The organism is Streptosporangium sp. 'caverna' (assembly GCF_003203775.1).
GTDB classification, from domain to species: domain Bacteria; phylum Actinomycetota; class Actinomycetes; order Streptosporangiales; family Streptosporangiaceae; genus Streptosporangium; species Streptosporangium subroseum.
The window spans coordinates 4,819,399-4,833,740 of record NZ_CP029711.1 but is presented as its reverse complement, the minus strand read 5'-3'; the positions used below and the strand labels follow the sequence as shown (position 1 = coordinate 4,833,740).

The following is a 14,342-nucleotide window of genomic DNA, read 5'->3' as shown; positions in this document are numbered from 1 at the left end:
GAGGTCTGGACTCAAGGACGCGCAGGGGGGCGTGACTGGAGGGCGGTCCTCGCCGCGGCGTGTCGGGCGGCGAAGCTCCCAGGCATGTGCGGGGCCGGGGAGGTTTGATGTGTCGTTGATCGGTAGGCGGGCCGAGATCGGTCGGGTTCGGGACCTGCTGGGGGCTCAGGGCGGGAAGCCGCGCTCGCTGATGCTCATCGGAGAGGCCGGCGCGGGTAAGAGCGGGTTGCTGTCGGAAGCCGCCGAACTCGCACGTCAGTCGGGGGCACGTGTTCTGGGAGCGCGGGGCGAGGCGGCCGAGTCCCGGCATCCCTACGCTCTGTTGCATCAGCTGCTTTATCCGCTGACGCCGTCTCTGGAGGAGCTGCCTGATCGCGAGCGCCACACCCTGGAGACCGTACTGGGCGTGGCGGCGGGAGATCCGCCCCGTCAGACGCCTGTCGGCGTCGCGATGCTGCGGTTGCTGACCGAGGTGTGCCGGCGGCGTTGGTGCGTATTGATCGTCGACGACTTCCAGCAGGTCGACCCGGAATCCCGTCAGGTGCTCATTTTTGTGGCGCGCCGCATCGGCGACGTGAACGTGCGGGTCATCGTGGCCGGTCGTGAACCCGACGACGACTGGAGGGACGTGCAGTTGCCGCTACTGTCGCTGGGTCCCCTCAGCGAGCCGGACGCGGCACGGCTTCTGGACGCCCAGACGCGGCAGCCCGCGGCCCGCGAGCGTCTGCGGCTGCTACGGCGTGCCCGGGGAAACCCATCGGCGATCATCGAGATGGCCGCGGCGGGGGACGGAGAACGCCCTCGTCTCACCCCGTGGTGGGGTTCGATGCCGGCGGCCACCCAGCGGTTGCTGCTCCTTGCGGCGGCCGACCCCGAGCTGGACGACCTGGCGACGATCATGGCTGCGGCGGGTGCCGGTTCCGATCTCGGAGGGTGGCGGCCCGCGGAGGACGCCGGCCTGGTCACGATCACCGACGGGCGGATCGCCTTCACCCACCCGCTGATCGGTGTGGTCCTCTACCGGCAGGCGACGGCGCAGGTGAGGCAGCGGGCCCACCAGGACCTGGCCGGCGCGCTGGGGCAAGACCCGGCCCGGTGCGCCTGGCACCTCGCCTGCGCGTCCGTCGGAACCGACGAGGGTCTGGCCGCGCGGCTGGAGGACGCGGCCACGGACGCGGCCTGGCCCGATGCCGCCCGCGCGTTGCAGGCCGCCGGCGATCGCTCGGCCACGCCTGGCAGCCGGGCGCGCCGCTACACCGGGGCGCTGACCGCCGCTGATCGGGCCGGGGACCGGCTGTGGGTGGGCGAACTCCACTCCGCGATCACCAAAATGACCGACGATCCGCTCCTGCTGGGAGAGGCGGCATGCGGTGAGGGCACGGCTCTGTCGCTCTCCTCTCACCAGCAGGAGTCCTTCCGCCTGGTGACGGCGGCGCTGCGGCGGCTGCCGACCGTGCGGAGCCCGACCGGGCAGGCGCTGATGTCCGTTCTGGCGTCGGTGGTGTTCCAGTGGGGGTGCCCGGAGGCGAGACGGACGCTGACGTCATTGATGTCCCGCGAAGACGACGGTCCCGGCCGGCCGGGACCGTCGAAGGAGTGGCGGGCCATCGCGGACCTGGTGGCGGCGACGGCGGATCCGGTCGCCGTCGCCTCTCCCCTGCCGGCTCAGGACCGGCACCCCGGCCTCGGAAAACCGCTCACCGGTGACGCGGAGGCCACCCGGCTCCTGGCGGCCGGCACCGCAGCCTGGTACGCCGACGAATCCGACCTCTGCATCCACACCTACGACCGCGCCTTCGAACTGCTTGAGACCCGCGGCGGCCGGGGCCTGCGGGCGACCTGCCTGATCCCCCTGGCCTCGGCACTGATCGACACCGGCCGGTGGGTGCGGGCCGAAGCGGTCCTGCGTGAGGCCGCGGACATGGCCACCGTGCACCGGCTCACCCGCGTGCGGGCCGACGCCGCGGCACTGCGGGCTGTTCTGGCGGCGCTGCGCGGCGAGGACCCGCCCGATCTGCTCTGGCCGTCCATCAGGTTGCGGGACAACCGGGCGACACACGCGCACCTCCTGCGCGCCGCCGGGCTGCGCGCCGACGCGAGGGGGGATCACGACGAGGCCTTCCGGCAGTTCCACGCCCTCTGGGAGAGCCCCGGCGGCGACCCTCTGCACTACCGGCTGTCCGCGCGATCGGTGGTGGACCTGGCCATGGCCGCCCGGCGCACCGGACACACCGGGGAGGCCGCGGCCGTCCTGGCTTCCGTGCGCACCCACGCCGGGGCCCGGCCGACGACCATGATGTCGCTGCTGCTGCACCACGCGGCCGCGCTGCTGGAGGACTCCGCCTCGGCCGCCGAGAGCCATTTCCGGCTCGCCGTCGTCAACCCCGCCGGTGAGCAGTGGCCGCACCTGCGGGCGCGAGCACGGCTGGACTACGCCCAGTGGCTGCGCCGCCGCCGGCGCCCCTCCGAGGCTCGGCTTCTGCTCGCCGCGGCCGCGGACACCTTCGACCAACTCGGCGCCCGGCCCCTGGCCGGCTTCGCCGCGGCCGAGATGCGTGCCAGCGGCAGGACCTTCGCACCGGTCGGTGAGACCTCCCGGCACGCCCTTGAGTCCCTGACCGCCCAGGAGCAGCGGATCGTGCGCCTGGCGGCGCAGGGACTGGGCAACCGCGAGATCGGCGAACAGCTCTGGCTGTCACCGCGCACCGTCGGCGCCCACCTGTACAAGGTCTTTCCCAAGCTGGGCGTCAGCAAGCGACACCAGCTCCGCGACATCGTCGACGGCAGCTGAACGCGTTCACCGCCGGTTGCCCAGGTCACCATGACGGGGAGCGATCGCTACCATGAGCTGGAGGTGAGAGACATGGGAGCACAGCACGTGGGTGATGGCAGCGAGGAGCCGGCCGGAGTCGTTCTGGATCCTCACGTGCGGCGTCTCGTCGACGCCTCCGCCGCGCCGCCCTACCTTCACCAGCTCGGCCCGGCGGACGGCCGGCAGGCACTGGCGGAGGCGCAGGGACACCACGCCCTGCCCTCGGGCGTTCACGCGGAATTTCAGGTCGCCCCTGTCGGCCCCTCCGGCCTCGCCGGTTTCTGGATCTTCCGGCCCACGGGCACGACCGGCCCCCACCCGGTCGTGATCTACATTCACGGGGGCCGCTGGATGCTGGGTGACGCCCAGACCCACGGCCAGATCGTCAGCAGGCTCGTCCTGTCGACCGGCGCCGCGTTTGTCGTCCCCGAATACACCCGCACCCCGGAGGCGCGCTACCCCGTCGCCCTGGAAGAGTGCTACGCGCTGCTGTCATGGACGGTCGAGCATTCGGCGGAACTCACTCTGGACGGGCGCCGGCTCGCGGTCGCGGGCGACTGCGCCGGGGCCGGCATCGCCGCGGCCATGACTCTGATCGCCAAGCAGCGTGGCGGGCCGCGCATCCGCGCCCAGCTGCTCTACTACCCGCTGACCGACCCGACCTGCAGCGGGGAGTCCCACCGCCGGTTCGGCGACATCCCCCTGCTGAGCGGCGAGGCGGTGAGATGGTACTGGCAGCAGTACACCGACGACGACCTGGAGCGAGCCGAACCGACCGTCGCACTGCTGAACGCGACCCGTGAGGATCTGGCCGGGCTGCCCGAGGCCCTGATCGTCACCGCCGAGGCGGACGTGGCCCGCGACGACGGCGAACAGTACGCCCGCAACCTTCGGGCGGCCGGGGTAGCGGTCACCTCCACCCGCTACTTGGGTACCGTTCACGACTTCGTGACCCTCACCGCCCTGCGCGACAGCCCGCCCACCCGCGCCGCGCTCCAGCAGGGCGGAGCGTTCCTGAAGGAGACGCTGCTCTCCCGCCGCTGACCCGAAAGCCCGTCACCCCCGCCGCGTTGCCCCGCGACGCCTCCATCGCCGTCTCCGACCGGATCCTCAGGGCCGCCGAAAGATCAGAGCCGGATGATCGCTCGGCACCTGCCGCCGCGGCGCGGGCGGGCCGGCGCCGGGATCAGCCCGTCGCTCGCGGGAGGTGCCCGATGCCGCGCCGAGTCGCCGACCTCACCGGGCGGCAGCACGAGCTGTCCCCACCCGTCAGACGGGTGAGGACAGCGGTGAATCATGAAGTGAAACCGTCCGGCTCTCCGCGAGCCGACCACTACCGCTCAACCGGCGGCTCCACCGGTCAGCGCAGCACCGCCTCGGCCGCGGAGGACCCCTGCTGGTCGAACTGGGTGCGATACAGCTCCTCGTAACGGCCCCCGGCCTCCAGCAAAGCGTCGTGCGTACCACGCTCCACGATGCGCCCGTCCTCGATCACCAAGATGACGTCCGCGGCCCGGACGGTGGACAACCGGTGGGCGATCACCACCGCGGTCCGCCCGGCCAGCGCCTCACTCAGCGCCGCCTGCACCGCCGCCTCCGAGGTGGAGTCCAGATGCGCGGTGGCCTCGTCGAGGATCACCACCCGCGGATGTGCCAGCAGCAGCCGGGCGATCGTCAGCCTCTGACGCTCACCACCCGACAACCGGTAACCACGCTCACCGACAACCGTGTCCAGCCCGTCGGGCAGGGAGGAGACCAGGTCCGCCAGCCGGGCGCGCTCCAGCACCTGCCACAACTCCTCCTCCTGCGCCTGCGGGCGGGCCAGCAGCAGGTTGGCCCGGATCGACTCGTGAAACAGGTGCCCGTCCTGAGTCACCATCCCGAGCGTCTCGCGAATGGATTCGGCAGACAGCTCCCGCACATCCACCCCCGACAGCCGCACCGCGCCGCCGTCGACGTCATACAGCCGCGGCAGCAGTTGCGCGATCGTCGACTTACCCGCACCCGAAGACCCCACCAGGGCCACCATCTGCCCCGCCTCGACACGGAAGGACACCTCGTGCAGCACCTCGACACCACTCCGCGCGTCCAAGGTGGCGACCTCCTCCAGCGAGGCCAGCGACACCTTGTCAGCCGAAGGGTAGGCGAAACGCACCCGGTCGAACTCCACCGACACCGGCCCCTCGGGCATCGGCACGGTGACGGGCTTGTCGGCGATCAAAGGCTTGAGATCCAGCACCTCGAAGACCCGCTCAAAACTCACCAGCGCGCTCATCACCTCCACCCGGGCACTGGCCAGCGCCGTCAACGGCGCATACAGGCGGGTGAGCAGCAACGCCAGCGTCACCACGGCGCCCGGCTGCAGCTGACCGCGCAAGGTGTAGAACCCGCCCAGGCCATAAACGAGAGCCAGCGCCAGCGCCGAGACCAGCGTCAGCGCCGTGACGAAAATCGACTGAACCATCGCGGTGCGCACCCCGATGTCACGCACCCGCCGGGCGCGCACACCGAACTCCGCCGACTCGTGCGCGGGCCGGCCGAAGAGCTTCACCAGCGTCGCACCGGGCGCGGAGAACCGTTCGGTCATCTGCGTGCTCATCGTCGCGTTGTGATTGGCCGACTCACGCTCCAACCGCGCCAGCCGGGTGCCCATCCGCCGAGCGGGCAGCACGAACACCGGCAGCAGCACCAGAGCCAGCAACGTGATCTGCCAGGAGATCCCGATCATCACCGCGAGCGTCAGCATGAGCGTCACGAGATTGCCGGCCACACCGGACAGGGTGTCGCTGAAGGCCCGCTGCGCACCGATGACATCGTTGTTCAACCGGCTGACCAGCGCACCGGTGCGAGTACGGGTGAAAAAAGCGATCGGCATACGCTGCACATGGTCGAACACCATGGTGCGCAGCTGCAGGATCAGCCCCTCACCGATGCTCGCCGACAGCCACCGCGTCAACAACCCGAGCCCCGCCTCGACGGCCGCGATGACGGCGATCAGCGCCGCGAGCCCGACGACGACATCCAGCGCGGCGCCCTTGTCGATCGCGTCGATCACCTGGCCGGCCAGCACCGGCGAAGCCACCGCCAGCACCGCCCCCACCACGCTCATCAGCAGGAACCACCCCAGACGCCGGCGGTGTGGCCGGGCGAAGACGATGATGCGCCGCAACGTGGCCCGGGAGAAGGGCCGCCGGTCCTGCTGGGCGTTCATCGCGTGATACAGCGAGTTCCACGCGGTCACTTCCATGTCCATCACACATCACCGGGTCCTGGGGGTCGTCATTGCGGGGGTGCGGCAGAAAGGCCTCAGAAAAAGCGCCGGCCCAGACTTTTATACGGTGACCGACCGACATTTTCGCCGGGCCACCCGCCTCGACCGGAGCCATGAGACGACCCTAAAACCTCAACCAAAGGTGAGGTCAAGCCGCCTTCATGGCGTACGGGACCCGCTGGGCCGAGCAGCCCGTCGGCGGCCGGCACGGCAATGAACTCCGTTGTGAGAGTGAGTTCGTGACGTGTTCCCAGACCCCAGGCCCATCCGGTCGGACCGTGCCCGGACAGGTCGTCATGCCGGTTGGTATCCCCTCCCATGGCGACCGGCCGAACCCGAGGGCCCGGCGCGAGGCGACTTGAACGACTTACAGACGGCTTGCGGCGATTTGGTCAAGCGAAGATCGAAGCACTGTTGAGCCCGCGGCAGCACGAGAGACGCCGACGACGGGACCACGGATGATTCGTGGTCCCGTCTTTCTGCTGTCGGCGCTTCGAGGGCGACTCAATCTTCACGTCTGCAATCTCACGTCTGCCTGAGCCGACACCGGCGCGAGCACCTGAACCGCGAGTCCCCCTGCCCTACCGGCGCGCCAGCGTCCGAGACCGCAGCCCCACGGGACAGTCGGGCTCCTCTCGCGCGGCTCGGGGCAAGCGCCTTCAGCGCAGCAGGAGACCGATGGCTACATGGAGTCGCTGGAGGTAGACCTCCCGTGATGCGACCTGATGCTTGAGGCCGATCGATGCGCTGATCATCGTCTGCGCGACAGTGGAAGCCGCCTCTCGTCCCGACTTGAGGGCGATCGCGTCTGTGATCAGTTCCTCGAAACGTCGCCGCGGGGTCTCGATGATCTCTCCGAGGAGGTCGGGATTGTCCTCGATGACCATCGCGACATCGCTGGTCAGCGGGCCGATGTAGCGGCCCGCCCACTGATCGAACGCTTCAACGAGACGCTCCGGAAGGGGTCGGCTGGTGGCGGCCAGGACGCGTTCGACCGCTGTGATGTCGCGATCCAATGCCTGGGCAACCGCGGCACGGAACACCGCCTCCTTCGAGGAGAAGAGGAAATAGAGCCCGGGCCGGGAGATGCGCGCCGCCCGCGCCACCTCCTCCATCGAAGTCTTCCGGTAACCGAATCGCGCGAACGTGACCATGGCGGAGTCCAGAACCATGGTCCGACGGTCGGTATCGGCGACTGTCGACGGCGGGTGACCGACCTCGGGACTCTTCATGAAACGAGCATACGAGCGATAGACGTACTATACAAATCAAGTCTAATGTGTATAGTCACCGCCATGACCACCCGCAAACTCATCTCCACGCCCTTCACCTCCTCCAGCACCGCGGCCGAGGTGCTGCGGGGCGTCGACCTTACCGGCGTCCGCGCGATCGTGACCGGAGGCTCCTCCGGGATCGGGACCGAGACGGCCCATGCATTGACCTCTGCCGGAGCGGAAGTGACACTCGCTGTCCGGAACACGACCGCGGGTGACGCCGTCGCCGAGACGATCTCGAAGTCGACCGGAGGGATCCGGCCCCAGGTCGTCCGGCTCGATCTCGCCGACAGGCCCACCGTCACGCGATTCGTCGACGCCTGGAACGGCCCGCTTCACCTGCTGATCAACAACGCGGGCGTGGTCACCGCCGGCCTCGAACGGACGCGTGAGGGCTGGGAACTGCAATTCGCGACGAACCATCTCGGCCACTTCGCCCTGGCCACCGGCCTTCACGACGCCCTCGCCCTGGGAGCGACCGACCGTGACGGAGCACGGATCGTCTCGGTCAGTTCGACGGCGCACATGCGTTCCGGCATCGACTTCGACGACCTCCACTTCGAGCGTCGCAACTACGACCCGCAGATCGCCTACGCCCAATCGAAGACGGCGAACTCTCTCTTCGCCGTCGAGGCGACCCGCCTTTGGGCGTCCGACGGCATCGTTACCAACACAGTGAACCCCGGCGGTGTCGCGACAGGGCTGCAGCGGAACTTCACAGCGCAGCAGAAGGCATCGCTCGATGCGGCCGAGGCCGCCGGAATCTTCACCTACAAAACGGTCGAGCAGGGAGCCGCCACCAGCATCGTCGCGGCCGTCGCCCCGGAGTTCGCCCACTCCGGAGGCCACTACCTCGACGATTCACAAGAGGCTTACACCGTGCCGGACGACGCCGACCTCGCGCGGCACCCGCACGGTGTCAAGGAATGGGCACTCGATCCCGCCGCCGCCAAGCGCCTCTGGACGGTCTCGGCCGACCTGCTCCGCGTCTGACCTCCAGACGTCACAGCAGCCTGCACGAGTCTTACCGACACCCATATAGGTGGTCCGCGAAAGTGTCCGTTGATGGTCGGCGTCGCGGGCGACCGGATCTATCTCGACAAGGGCCTCACCGGCACAAACCGCGCCCGGCCCGGACTCGACCAGGCCCTCGCGGCCGTACGCGCCGGTGACGCCCTGGTGGTCCCCAAGCTCGACCGGCTCGCCCGGTCCGTCCCCGACGCACGCGACACCCTCCTCGCCCGCGGCGTCCGCCTGTCTCTGGTCGGCAGCATCTACGACCCTGCCGACCATCCCCCGGATCCCCCGTACCGAACGATTCCACCGCCCTGCCTGTTTGTGGGTGAAAGTCTTTAGTCCATAATTTGTAAATGATCTTGGACCCCTACCGGGCGCCTTTACAATGTAGATCAATATCTCATCGCCCCTGACAGGATTCACGGCGGTCTCCAGATCGTGAAGAACCCGTACGGCGCACCCTTCCGCGTCGACATGCACAAGCGGCTCGACGTGCCCACTGCCGTACGTCGGCCGAGCCGCGACGGAGCCCCACCATGCACGATCAGGACCGCCCCCCGACAGCGAGGCTCCGTGCATCACAAGGGTGATCGGGTCCCCCGCGCTGCCGTCAGTGGGCCGTGGTGACCACGATCTTGCCGAACTGGGTGTTGGACTCCATGTGCCGGTGTGCCTGCACGACCTTCTCCAGTGGGAACACGCGGTCCACCACCGGGCGGAACGCTCCGCCGCGCAGGCCCGAGGCGACGAACGCGGCGGCGCGGCGCAGCCGTCCCGGGTTCCTCGCGATCTCGAGCATCGTGTAGGTGCGCATGTTCAGCGCGGGCATGCCCAGGTCGAACCCGGGATACGGGGTCGGCTGCCCGCTGAGCGCGCCCCACAGGAACAGGGTCCCGTCGGCCGCCACAGCGCGGGCCAGGTCCACGACTCCGGGACCGGCGACGGCGTCGAAGACATACTCGGCGCCTTTGCCGCCGGTCAGCTCCAGCACGCGCTCCGCCACGTCCTCCTCGTCCGAGACGATGACCTCTGCCGCGCCCTCGTCGATCAGCTGCTGCTTCTTGGCACGGGTGCGGGTGATCGCGACCGGGGCGGCGCCCACGCGGATGGCGGTGTGGATCGCGGCCAGGCCGACGCTGCTGGAGGCCGCGTTCACCACCGCCACATCACCCGCCCGCATGCGGCCCACTTCCACCATCGCGCCGTAGGCCGTGAGGTAGGGCATCCACACCGCCGCGCCGGACACCGCGTCCACGTGGTCGGGGCGGTGCAGCAGTGCGGTGGCCGGCACGATCGCCCGCTCGGCGTACACGCCGTAGTCATTCTGCGAGAAGTTCGGCACGACGCTGATCGCCTGCCCCGTCTCGAAACCGGTCACCTCGGGGCCGACCGCCTCGATCACCCCGGCGGCCTCGGAGCCGAGCCTGGCGGGCAGTCGCTTCACCGGCTCGATGTACTGACCGCTCCGGAACAGGGCCTCGGCCCTGTTGACCCCGATCGCGTCCACCCGGATCCGCACTTCGCCCGGTCCCGGCTCACCTGGCTCCAGGTCCTCCAGCCGCATCACCTCGGGGCCGCCGATCTCGTGGAACCGCACAGTCCTTGCCATGCCACCGTCCTTCGCTCGCTGGGAACGGGGCTTACGGTGACACAGAAGTACGATGGTCGTCAAACTTCGACGACCATCGTACTATGGGGCCATGGAACGTACGCCGTCACATCCCGAGGTGTCGAAGTTCAACCTCCAGCAGGTGCTGGAGGCTCTCGTCGATCCGGTACGCCGGAGCATCGTCACGCAGCTCGACGCGGCCTGCGAGGACATCGCCTGTGGCGCCTTCGACATCTCTGTCAGCAAGTCCACCGCCACCCACCACTTCAAGGTGCTGCGCGAGGCGGGCCTGATCCGGCAGCACTACGTCGGGACCTCGCGGATGAACACCCTCCGCCGCGCCGAGATGGACGAGGCACTCCCCGGCCTGCTCGACGCCCTGGTCACGCCCCGGGCGCAAGGGGTGTCGGCTTCTGGTTCCGCCGGAAGAGAGGTGGCGTAGGAGAAAGGCGGCGTCGACCGCGACACCGTCCACATCGATGAGGCGGGCGACGCGAAGGCCTCCCGTCCGAAGCTCGACCTGGTGCAGAAGACCCCGGGACGGTGTCGCGGATGAGGCGGGTTCAGCCGGTCACGGCCGGCTTGCGGAACTGCTCGATCATGGCCGCGTAGCCGTCGCCGCCCTGGCCCCCGGCCACCGCCCGGTCGGCCAGCGTCTTGACGAACCTGGGCAGTTCGGTGCTGACGCCGAGGGACTCGCTCTCCTGGATGAGGTGCTCCATCGCCGCCAGGTGGGTGTCGATGGTGGAATCGGCGGCCGGATACTCACCGGCGTCGATTTGGTCCGCGTAGGCGGACATCCATCCGGTCATGACCCCGATCCCCTGGTTCAGGAACGGGGCGACCGTCGCGGCGTCCACCTGTGCCGTCCCGAGCAGGGCTACGCCGTGCAGGAAGCCGTTCAGAACGCTCCACATGAAGCCCAGCATCGCCACGTCGTACAGTGAGGCCAGGCCATGATCGGCACCGAGATAGGCGGTGCCCGCACCCAGGCTCCGCAGGGTCGGCTCGTGCAGGTCGAAGGCCGACCGCGGCCCGCTGTAGAGCAGAACGGCGTCGGCCGTGCCGATGGCCTGGGGAATCGCCAAGATCGCGCCGTCGAGGTAGGTGAAGCCCCGCCGCGCCGCCCATTCGGCCCTGTCGCGGGCCTGCTGCGAGGTGCCCGAGGTCAGGTTCACCACGACCCGGTCCGCGAGGACGTCCCCCAGCGGGTCGAGGAGCTCGTGCACCGCCTCGTAATCCGAGACGCAGACGAGCACCAGCGGGCCGGCCGCGACCGCGTCCCCGATCGAGCCGGCGAGGGTCGCTCCCTGGGTTGTCAGGTGTCCGGCCTTCTCCGGTGAGCGGTTCCACACGGTTGTGGGGTGCCCGTCTTTCAAGAACGCTCCGGCCAGTGCCTGGCCCATCAGTCCCAGGCCGATGACCGTCACCGGAGCGTGGCCGGCGTTAGAGCTGAGCATCAGTCGCTCCCCTTCAGTTCGCTCTGTGATTCCTGACCGAAAGGCTCGGGTCATGGCAGAATCATCGACGTTCATACCGGTATGAAGGTCAAGGAGGAGCGCCAGTGTTGATCGGTGAGCTGAGCCGCCGGACCGGAGTCGGCGCGCATCTGCTGCGCTACTACGAGGACCAGGGTCTGCTGGAGCCGGGCCGCGGCGCCAACGGCTACCGCGAGTACACCGACGACGCCATCCTGACCGTGACCCAGATCAGGGGGCTGCTCGAGGCCGGGCTCTCGACCGAGGACATCGGGTTCCTGCTGCCCTGCGCCACCGGTACCGCCCCCGACCTCGAGCTCTGTCCCGAGCTGCTGGACATCCTCCAAGCACGCCTTCGCGGGCTCGACGAGCGCATCGACACGCTCACCCGCTCCCGCCAGGCCCTCCACGGCTACCTCAACGGCAACGTACGGCTCTGTCCCGGCACCGATCAGGACGGGTGACGCCAAGCACCTCCTGGGGGCAGGGCCAAGAGGAGCGGGAGTTCCCGCGTGGGCGATCGAAGGCGGACGCGGGCAGGCCGGCGTTCCTCGCCGAAGGCCCAGAACCGGGACCGCCCCCACCTCCCCCTAGGCTGGGGAACCGTTCCCCGCCGACCTTGAAGAAAAGGTGCCCGCTGTGCCGACCGCACTCCGTCTGTTCCGTTATGTGGCGATCGCTGAGGCGTGTTCGTGGGCGGGACTGCTCATCGGCATGTTCTTCAAGTACATCGCCGACACCGGTGACCTCGGGGTGAAGATCTTCGGCCCGGTGCACGGTGTGATGTTCGTCCTGTACGTGGCCGGGGTGCTGGCCGCGGCCCGGGTGGAGCGCTGGAGCCCGGGCGTGGTCGTGCTGGGCCTGGCGTGCTCGGTGCCCCCGTTCACCTCGCTGTGGTTCGAGCGGCGCATGCTGGCCCGCCACCGCGAACCGGTCGCGGCCTAGAGGCCTTCGGGGATGAAAGTCGGTCTCGTCGTCGTTCTGGCCGTCACCGCCCTCGGCCTCCCGGTCGTCGCCCTGATGCCCCGCAAGGCACCGTCAGAATCCCGGCAGTGAGCAACCGGCCGAACTCGGCGAGGATGGCCGGCCGACGGGGTGCCTCCCAATCCGGCACTGCGCGCAGAGAGCGGCCGTGCGAGCAAACGAGAGCCTTGGTCACTCTCCGTGATTATTCATCACTTCTGGTGGACAGAAGGGGGGTGGGCTCGCCCCGTACGAGGGCGGCCCGGATAAGGAGCACGACATGAAGGACGTCAAGGGAGCACTCAAGGCCGCTCTGTGCACGCTGGCTGTCAGCGGGGCCCTGCTGGCTCCCCTGCCCGTCGCCTCCGCGGCATCCTCCTCCACCGCCGCAGACCCGTCCTGGCACTGGACCGAACGCTTCAACACCTGGGTGGCCTGTCAGGGACGCACCATCACCCAGTACGGCGGCTGGAACGCCGACCATGTGAAATGCGAGATCGACGGCACCTGGAGCCCGCCCCAGACTTACAGCCTCTACCTCTACCACTGAGCCGACGCGCGGGGCGGACGTCGAGCCAAGCCCGGCGTTCGCCTCACCGCTGGTTCCTGCGCTCCTCCCCCGTGGCCTGGAGATCCAGTACGGCCCGCGTCGCCGCGCGGCACCGTCGGGGATGGGTGAGCAGGTCGGTGGAGTCGCCGAACTGGTCGATCGAGCCGATCGGCGGCAGCGCCCGGATCACCGGATCACCGATGGCGGCGCTCAGGGCGTCGGCGAAACGCTGGGCGCCGATGACCTGGAACGGCCGGTCGTGAAAGCCCCGCATCGAGGTGTCGAGCGCGGGCTGGGGAACCAGCCGGTTGTGCAGGGCGGCCACCCGCTGGTAGGCGCGGCCCAGATGCTCCTGGCGTGCCCGCCAGTCGCCGGCGGCCACCGCCGCCGACAGGTCCTCCCCCAGCTCGGCCGTACCCGACAGGCGGGCGAAACCGCTGCCGAGCCATTTCGCGTACGGCGGGTAGCGCCGGCGCATCAGCAGCACCAGCCGCATCAGGTCCCGGGCCAGGCCGGCGGTGAGCACCGCCGAGCCCAGATCGTCGCCCACCTCCCCGCACCTGCCGGGGAAGGCCTCCATCTGGGCCAGGCGTCTCCACTGCCCGGCCAGTACGTAGCGCTCCAGGTCCGGCGGATACCAGCGCAGCGCCGCGCGGGCGGGCTCGAGGGCCTCCAGGCCGTCGTGGAAGACCTCCCCGCTGGTGACCTCCGCCAGCCGCTGCCAGGGGGTCGACAGCCAGTCCAGGGTGCTCACGCCGCGTAGCGGGTCGAACCCGAGCCGGTCGGCGAACCAGGTGGCCACGTCGCTCACCTGCACACCGTGGGCGGCGCCGATGGCGGTACGGTAACCGCAGAAGACCTCCGGCAGGCCGGCGGTGACGGCCTGGCGGACCTGCCCGGTCAGATGGGGCGCGGTGAACAGCACCACGCGCGGCCCCCAGTCGTGGTCGGTGGAACGTTCGGTGTCGAACGCCAGGACCTCCGACCCGGCGCCGATCAGCGCGGCACTGTGGGGAATATCGGTCAGGATCGGCCGCACGACCTGAACGTAGAAGGTGCGCGAAAGCTCCAGACCAGGTATGAAACTGGACATCATTTCATCCACTCTGCCTGCCGCGACCGCGCCTTGCATCCGGTTTTCTACCTGCTTGCGGCCGTCCTGGGGTCGCCGTAGTACTCGCCGTAAATCAGGCATATATGGCTGAATGGCTTCTTTGCTGGTGGTCTGTGGGGCCTGGCTGGAGGTCGTTCGTGGCGACGCGGGGGTTTGCGGATGAGGAGCTGGAGCGTCTACGGGGTTTCCCGGCGAGCGGGCGCTGGAGCACGATTCGCCGACGCCGCCGTTCCGACTGGCGTGTGAGTCTCTGA

General features: G+C 69.4%; 13 protein-coding genes. 8 read left to right on the top strand and 5 right to left on the bottom strand.

Features of this window, described 5'->3' with window-relative positions; translation table 11 throughout:
- Positions 1-109 precede the first annotated feature (109 nt).
- Together DKM19_RS21280 and DKM19_RS21275 are read left to right on the top strand one after the other, a co-directional pair.
- On the top strand, positions 110-2,791 hold the full coding sequence (locus DKM19_RS21280; RefSeq protein WP_162641651.1) for a LuxR family transcriptional regulator: 2,682 nt from the start codon (positions 110-112) through the stop codon (positions 2,789-2,791).
- 72 nt (positions 2,792-2,863) lie between these two features.
- A complete protein-coding gene (locus DKM19_RS21275) occupies positions 2,864-3,856 on the top strand; it encodes an alpha/beta hydrolase (protein ID WP_110705863.1) in 993 nt (330 codons plus the stop codon).
- 316 nt (positions 3,857-4,172) lie between these two features.
- Here the strand turns inward: DKM19_RS21275 and DKM19_RS21270 are convergent, their stop codons facing one another.
- Both DKM19_RS21270 and DKM19_RS21265 read right to left on the bottom strand, forming a co-directional pair.
- The gene (locus DKM19_RS21270) at positions 4,173-6,065 is read right to left on the bottom strand and encodes an ABC transporter ATP-binding protein (RefSeq protein WP_110697731.1); all 1,893 of its coding nucleotides are present in this window, start codon (positions 6,063-6,065) and stop codon (positions 4,173-4,175) included.
- A 677-nt stretch (positions 6,066-6,742) separates the two neighbouring features.
- The gene (locus DKM19_RS21265; protein ID WP_110697729.1) at positions 6,743-7,315 is read right to left on the bottom strand and encodes a TetR/AcrR family transcriptional regulator; all 573 of its coding nucleotides are present in this window, start codon (positions 7,313-7,315) and stop codon (positions 6,743-6,745) included.
- 63 nt (positions 7,316-7,378) lie between these two features.
- Here DKM19_RS21265 and DKM19_RS21260 point away from each other — a divergent pair, with 63 nt between their 5' ends.
- Together DKM19_RS21260 and DKM19_RS21255 are read left to right on the top strand one after the other, a co-directional pair.
- Positions 7,379-8,350, top strand: a complete 972-nt coding sequence (locus tag DKM19_RS21260; RefSeq protein WP_110697727.1) for an SDR family NAD(P)-dependent oxidoreductase — start codon at positions 7,379-7,381, stop codon at positions 8,348-8,350.
- Between the two features lie 72 nt (positions 8,351-8,422).
- Positions 8,423-8,713 carry a recombinase family protein gene (locus DKM19_RS21255; RefSeq protein WP_110697725.1) on the top strand — a complete coding sequence of 97 codons (291 nt, stop codon included), beginning with the start codon at positions 8,423-8,425 and terminating at the stop codon, positions 8,711-8,713.
- A 271-nt stretch (positions 8,714-8,984) separates the two neighbouring features.
- On the opposite strand, the gene DKM19_RS21250 is transcribed toward DKM19_RS21255, so the two are convergent.
- The gene (locus DKM19_RS21250) at positions 8,985-9,983 is read right to left on the bottom strand and encodes a zinc-dependent alcohol dehydrogenase family protein (protein ID WP_110697723.1); all 999 of its coding nucleotides are present in this window, start codon (positions 9,981-9,983) and stop codon (positions 8,985-8,987) included.
- Between the two features lie 91 nt (positions 9,984-10,074).
- Between DKM19_RS21250 and DKM19_RS21245 the strand changes: the two genes are divergently transcribed.
- Positions 10,075-10,425, top strand: coding sequence for a helix-turn-helix transcriptional regulator (locus DKM19_RS21245; protein ID WP_110697721.1), 351 nt, complete (start codon positions 10,075-10,077; stop codon positions 10,423-10,425).
- A gap of 121 nt (positions 10,426-10,546) precedes the next feature.
- On the opposite strand, the gene DKM19_RS21240 is transcribed toward DKM19_RS21245, so the two are convergent.
- Positions 10,547-11,443: an NAD(P)-dependent oxidoreductase gene (locus DKM19_RS21240; protein ID WP_110697719.1), complete on the bottom strand. Its 897-nt coding sequence runs from the start codon at positions 11,441-11,443 to the stop codon at positions 10,547-10,549.
- 104 nt (positions 11,444-11,547) lie between these two features.
- On the opposite strand from DKM19_RS21240, the gene DKM19_RS21235 reads away from it, so the two are divergent.
- From DKM19_RS21235 to DKM19_RS21225, 3 genes are all read left to right on the top strand, one after another.
- A complete protein-coding gene (locus DKM19_RS21235) occupies positions 11,548-11,925 on the top strand; it encodes a MerR family transcriptional regulator (RefSeq protein WP_110697717.1) in 378 nt (125 codons plus the stop codon).
- A gap of 175 nt (positions 11,926-12,100) precedes the next feature.
- A complete protein-coding gene (locus tag DKM19_RS21230; protein ID WP_110697715.1) occupies positions 12,101-12,406 on the top strand; it encodes a DUF3817 domain-containing protein in 306 nt (101 codons plus the stop codon).
- A 298-nt stretch (positions 12,407-12,704) separates the two neighbouring features.
- Positions 12,705-12,974 (top strand): hypothetical protein, encoded by a 270-nt coding sequence (locus DKM19_RS21225; protein WP_110697713.1) that lies wholly within the window; start codon positions 12,705-12,707, stop codon positions 12,972-12,974.
- 43 nt (positions 12,975-13,017) lie between these two features.
- Here the strand turns inward: DKM19_RS21225 and DKM19_RS21220 are convergent, their stop codons facing one another.
- Positions 13,018-14,067 (bottom strand): DUF4037 domain-containing protein, encoded by a 1,050-nt coding sequence (locus DKM19_RS21220; protein ID WP_110697711.1) that lies wholly within the window; start codon positions 14,065-14,067, stop codon positions 13,018-13,020.
- Between the last annotated feature and the right edge of the window lie 275 nt (positions 14,068-14,342).

What these genes read in the sequence shown, in the direction of transcription:
- DKM19_RS21265 (WP_110697729.1), bottom strand. Translation starts at nt 7,315, where the DNA reads ATGAAGAGTCCCGAGGTCGGTCACCCGCCGTCGACAGTCGCCGATACC.
- DKM19_RS21260 (WP_110697727.1), top strand. Translation starts at nt 7,379, where the DNA reads ATGACCACCCGCAAACTCATCTCCACGCCCTTCACCTCCTCCAGCACC.
- DKM19_RS21275 (WP_110705863.1), top strand. Translation starts at nt 2,864, where the DNA reads ATGGGAGCACAGCACGTGGGTGATGGCAGCGAGGAGCCGGCCGGAGTC.
- DKM19_RS21255 (WP_110697725.1), top strand. Translation starts at nt 8,423, where the DNA reads ATGGTCGGCGTCGCGGGCGACCGGATCTATCTCGACAAGGGCCTCACC.
- DKM19_RS21245 (WP_110697721.1), top strand. Translation starts at nt 10,075, where the DNA reads ATGGAACGTACGCCGTCACATCCCGAGGTGTCGAAGTTCAACCTCCAG.
- DKM19_RS21220 (WP_110697711.1), bottom strand. Translation starts at nt 14,067, where the DNA reads ATGTCCAGTTTCATACCTGGTCTGGAGCTTTCGCGCACCTTCTACGTT.
- DKM19_RS21270 (WP_110697731.1), bottom strand. Translation starts at nt 6,065, where the DNA reads ATGGACATGGAAGTGACCGCGTGGAACTCGCTGTATCACGCGATGAAC.
- DKM19_RS21240 (WP_110697719.1), bottom strand. Translation starts at nt 11,443, where the DNA reads ATGCTCAGCTCTAACGCCGGCCACGCTCCGGTGACGGTCATCGGCCTG.
- DKM19_RS21250 (WP_110697723.1), bottom strand. Translation starts at nt 9,983, where the DNA reads ATGGCAAGGACTGTGCGGTTCCACGAGATCGGCGGCCCCGAGGTGATG.
- DKM19_RS21225 (WP_110697713.1), top strand. Translation starts at nt 12,705, where the DNA reads ATGAAGGACGTCAAGGGAGCACTCAAGGCCGCTCTGTGCACGCTGGCT.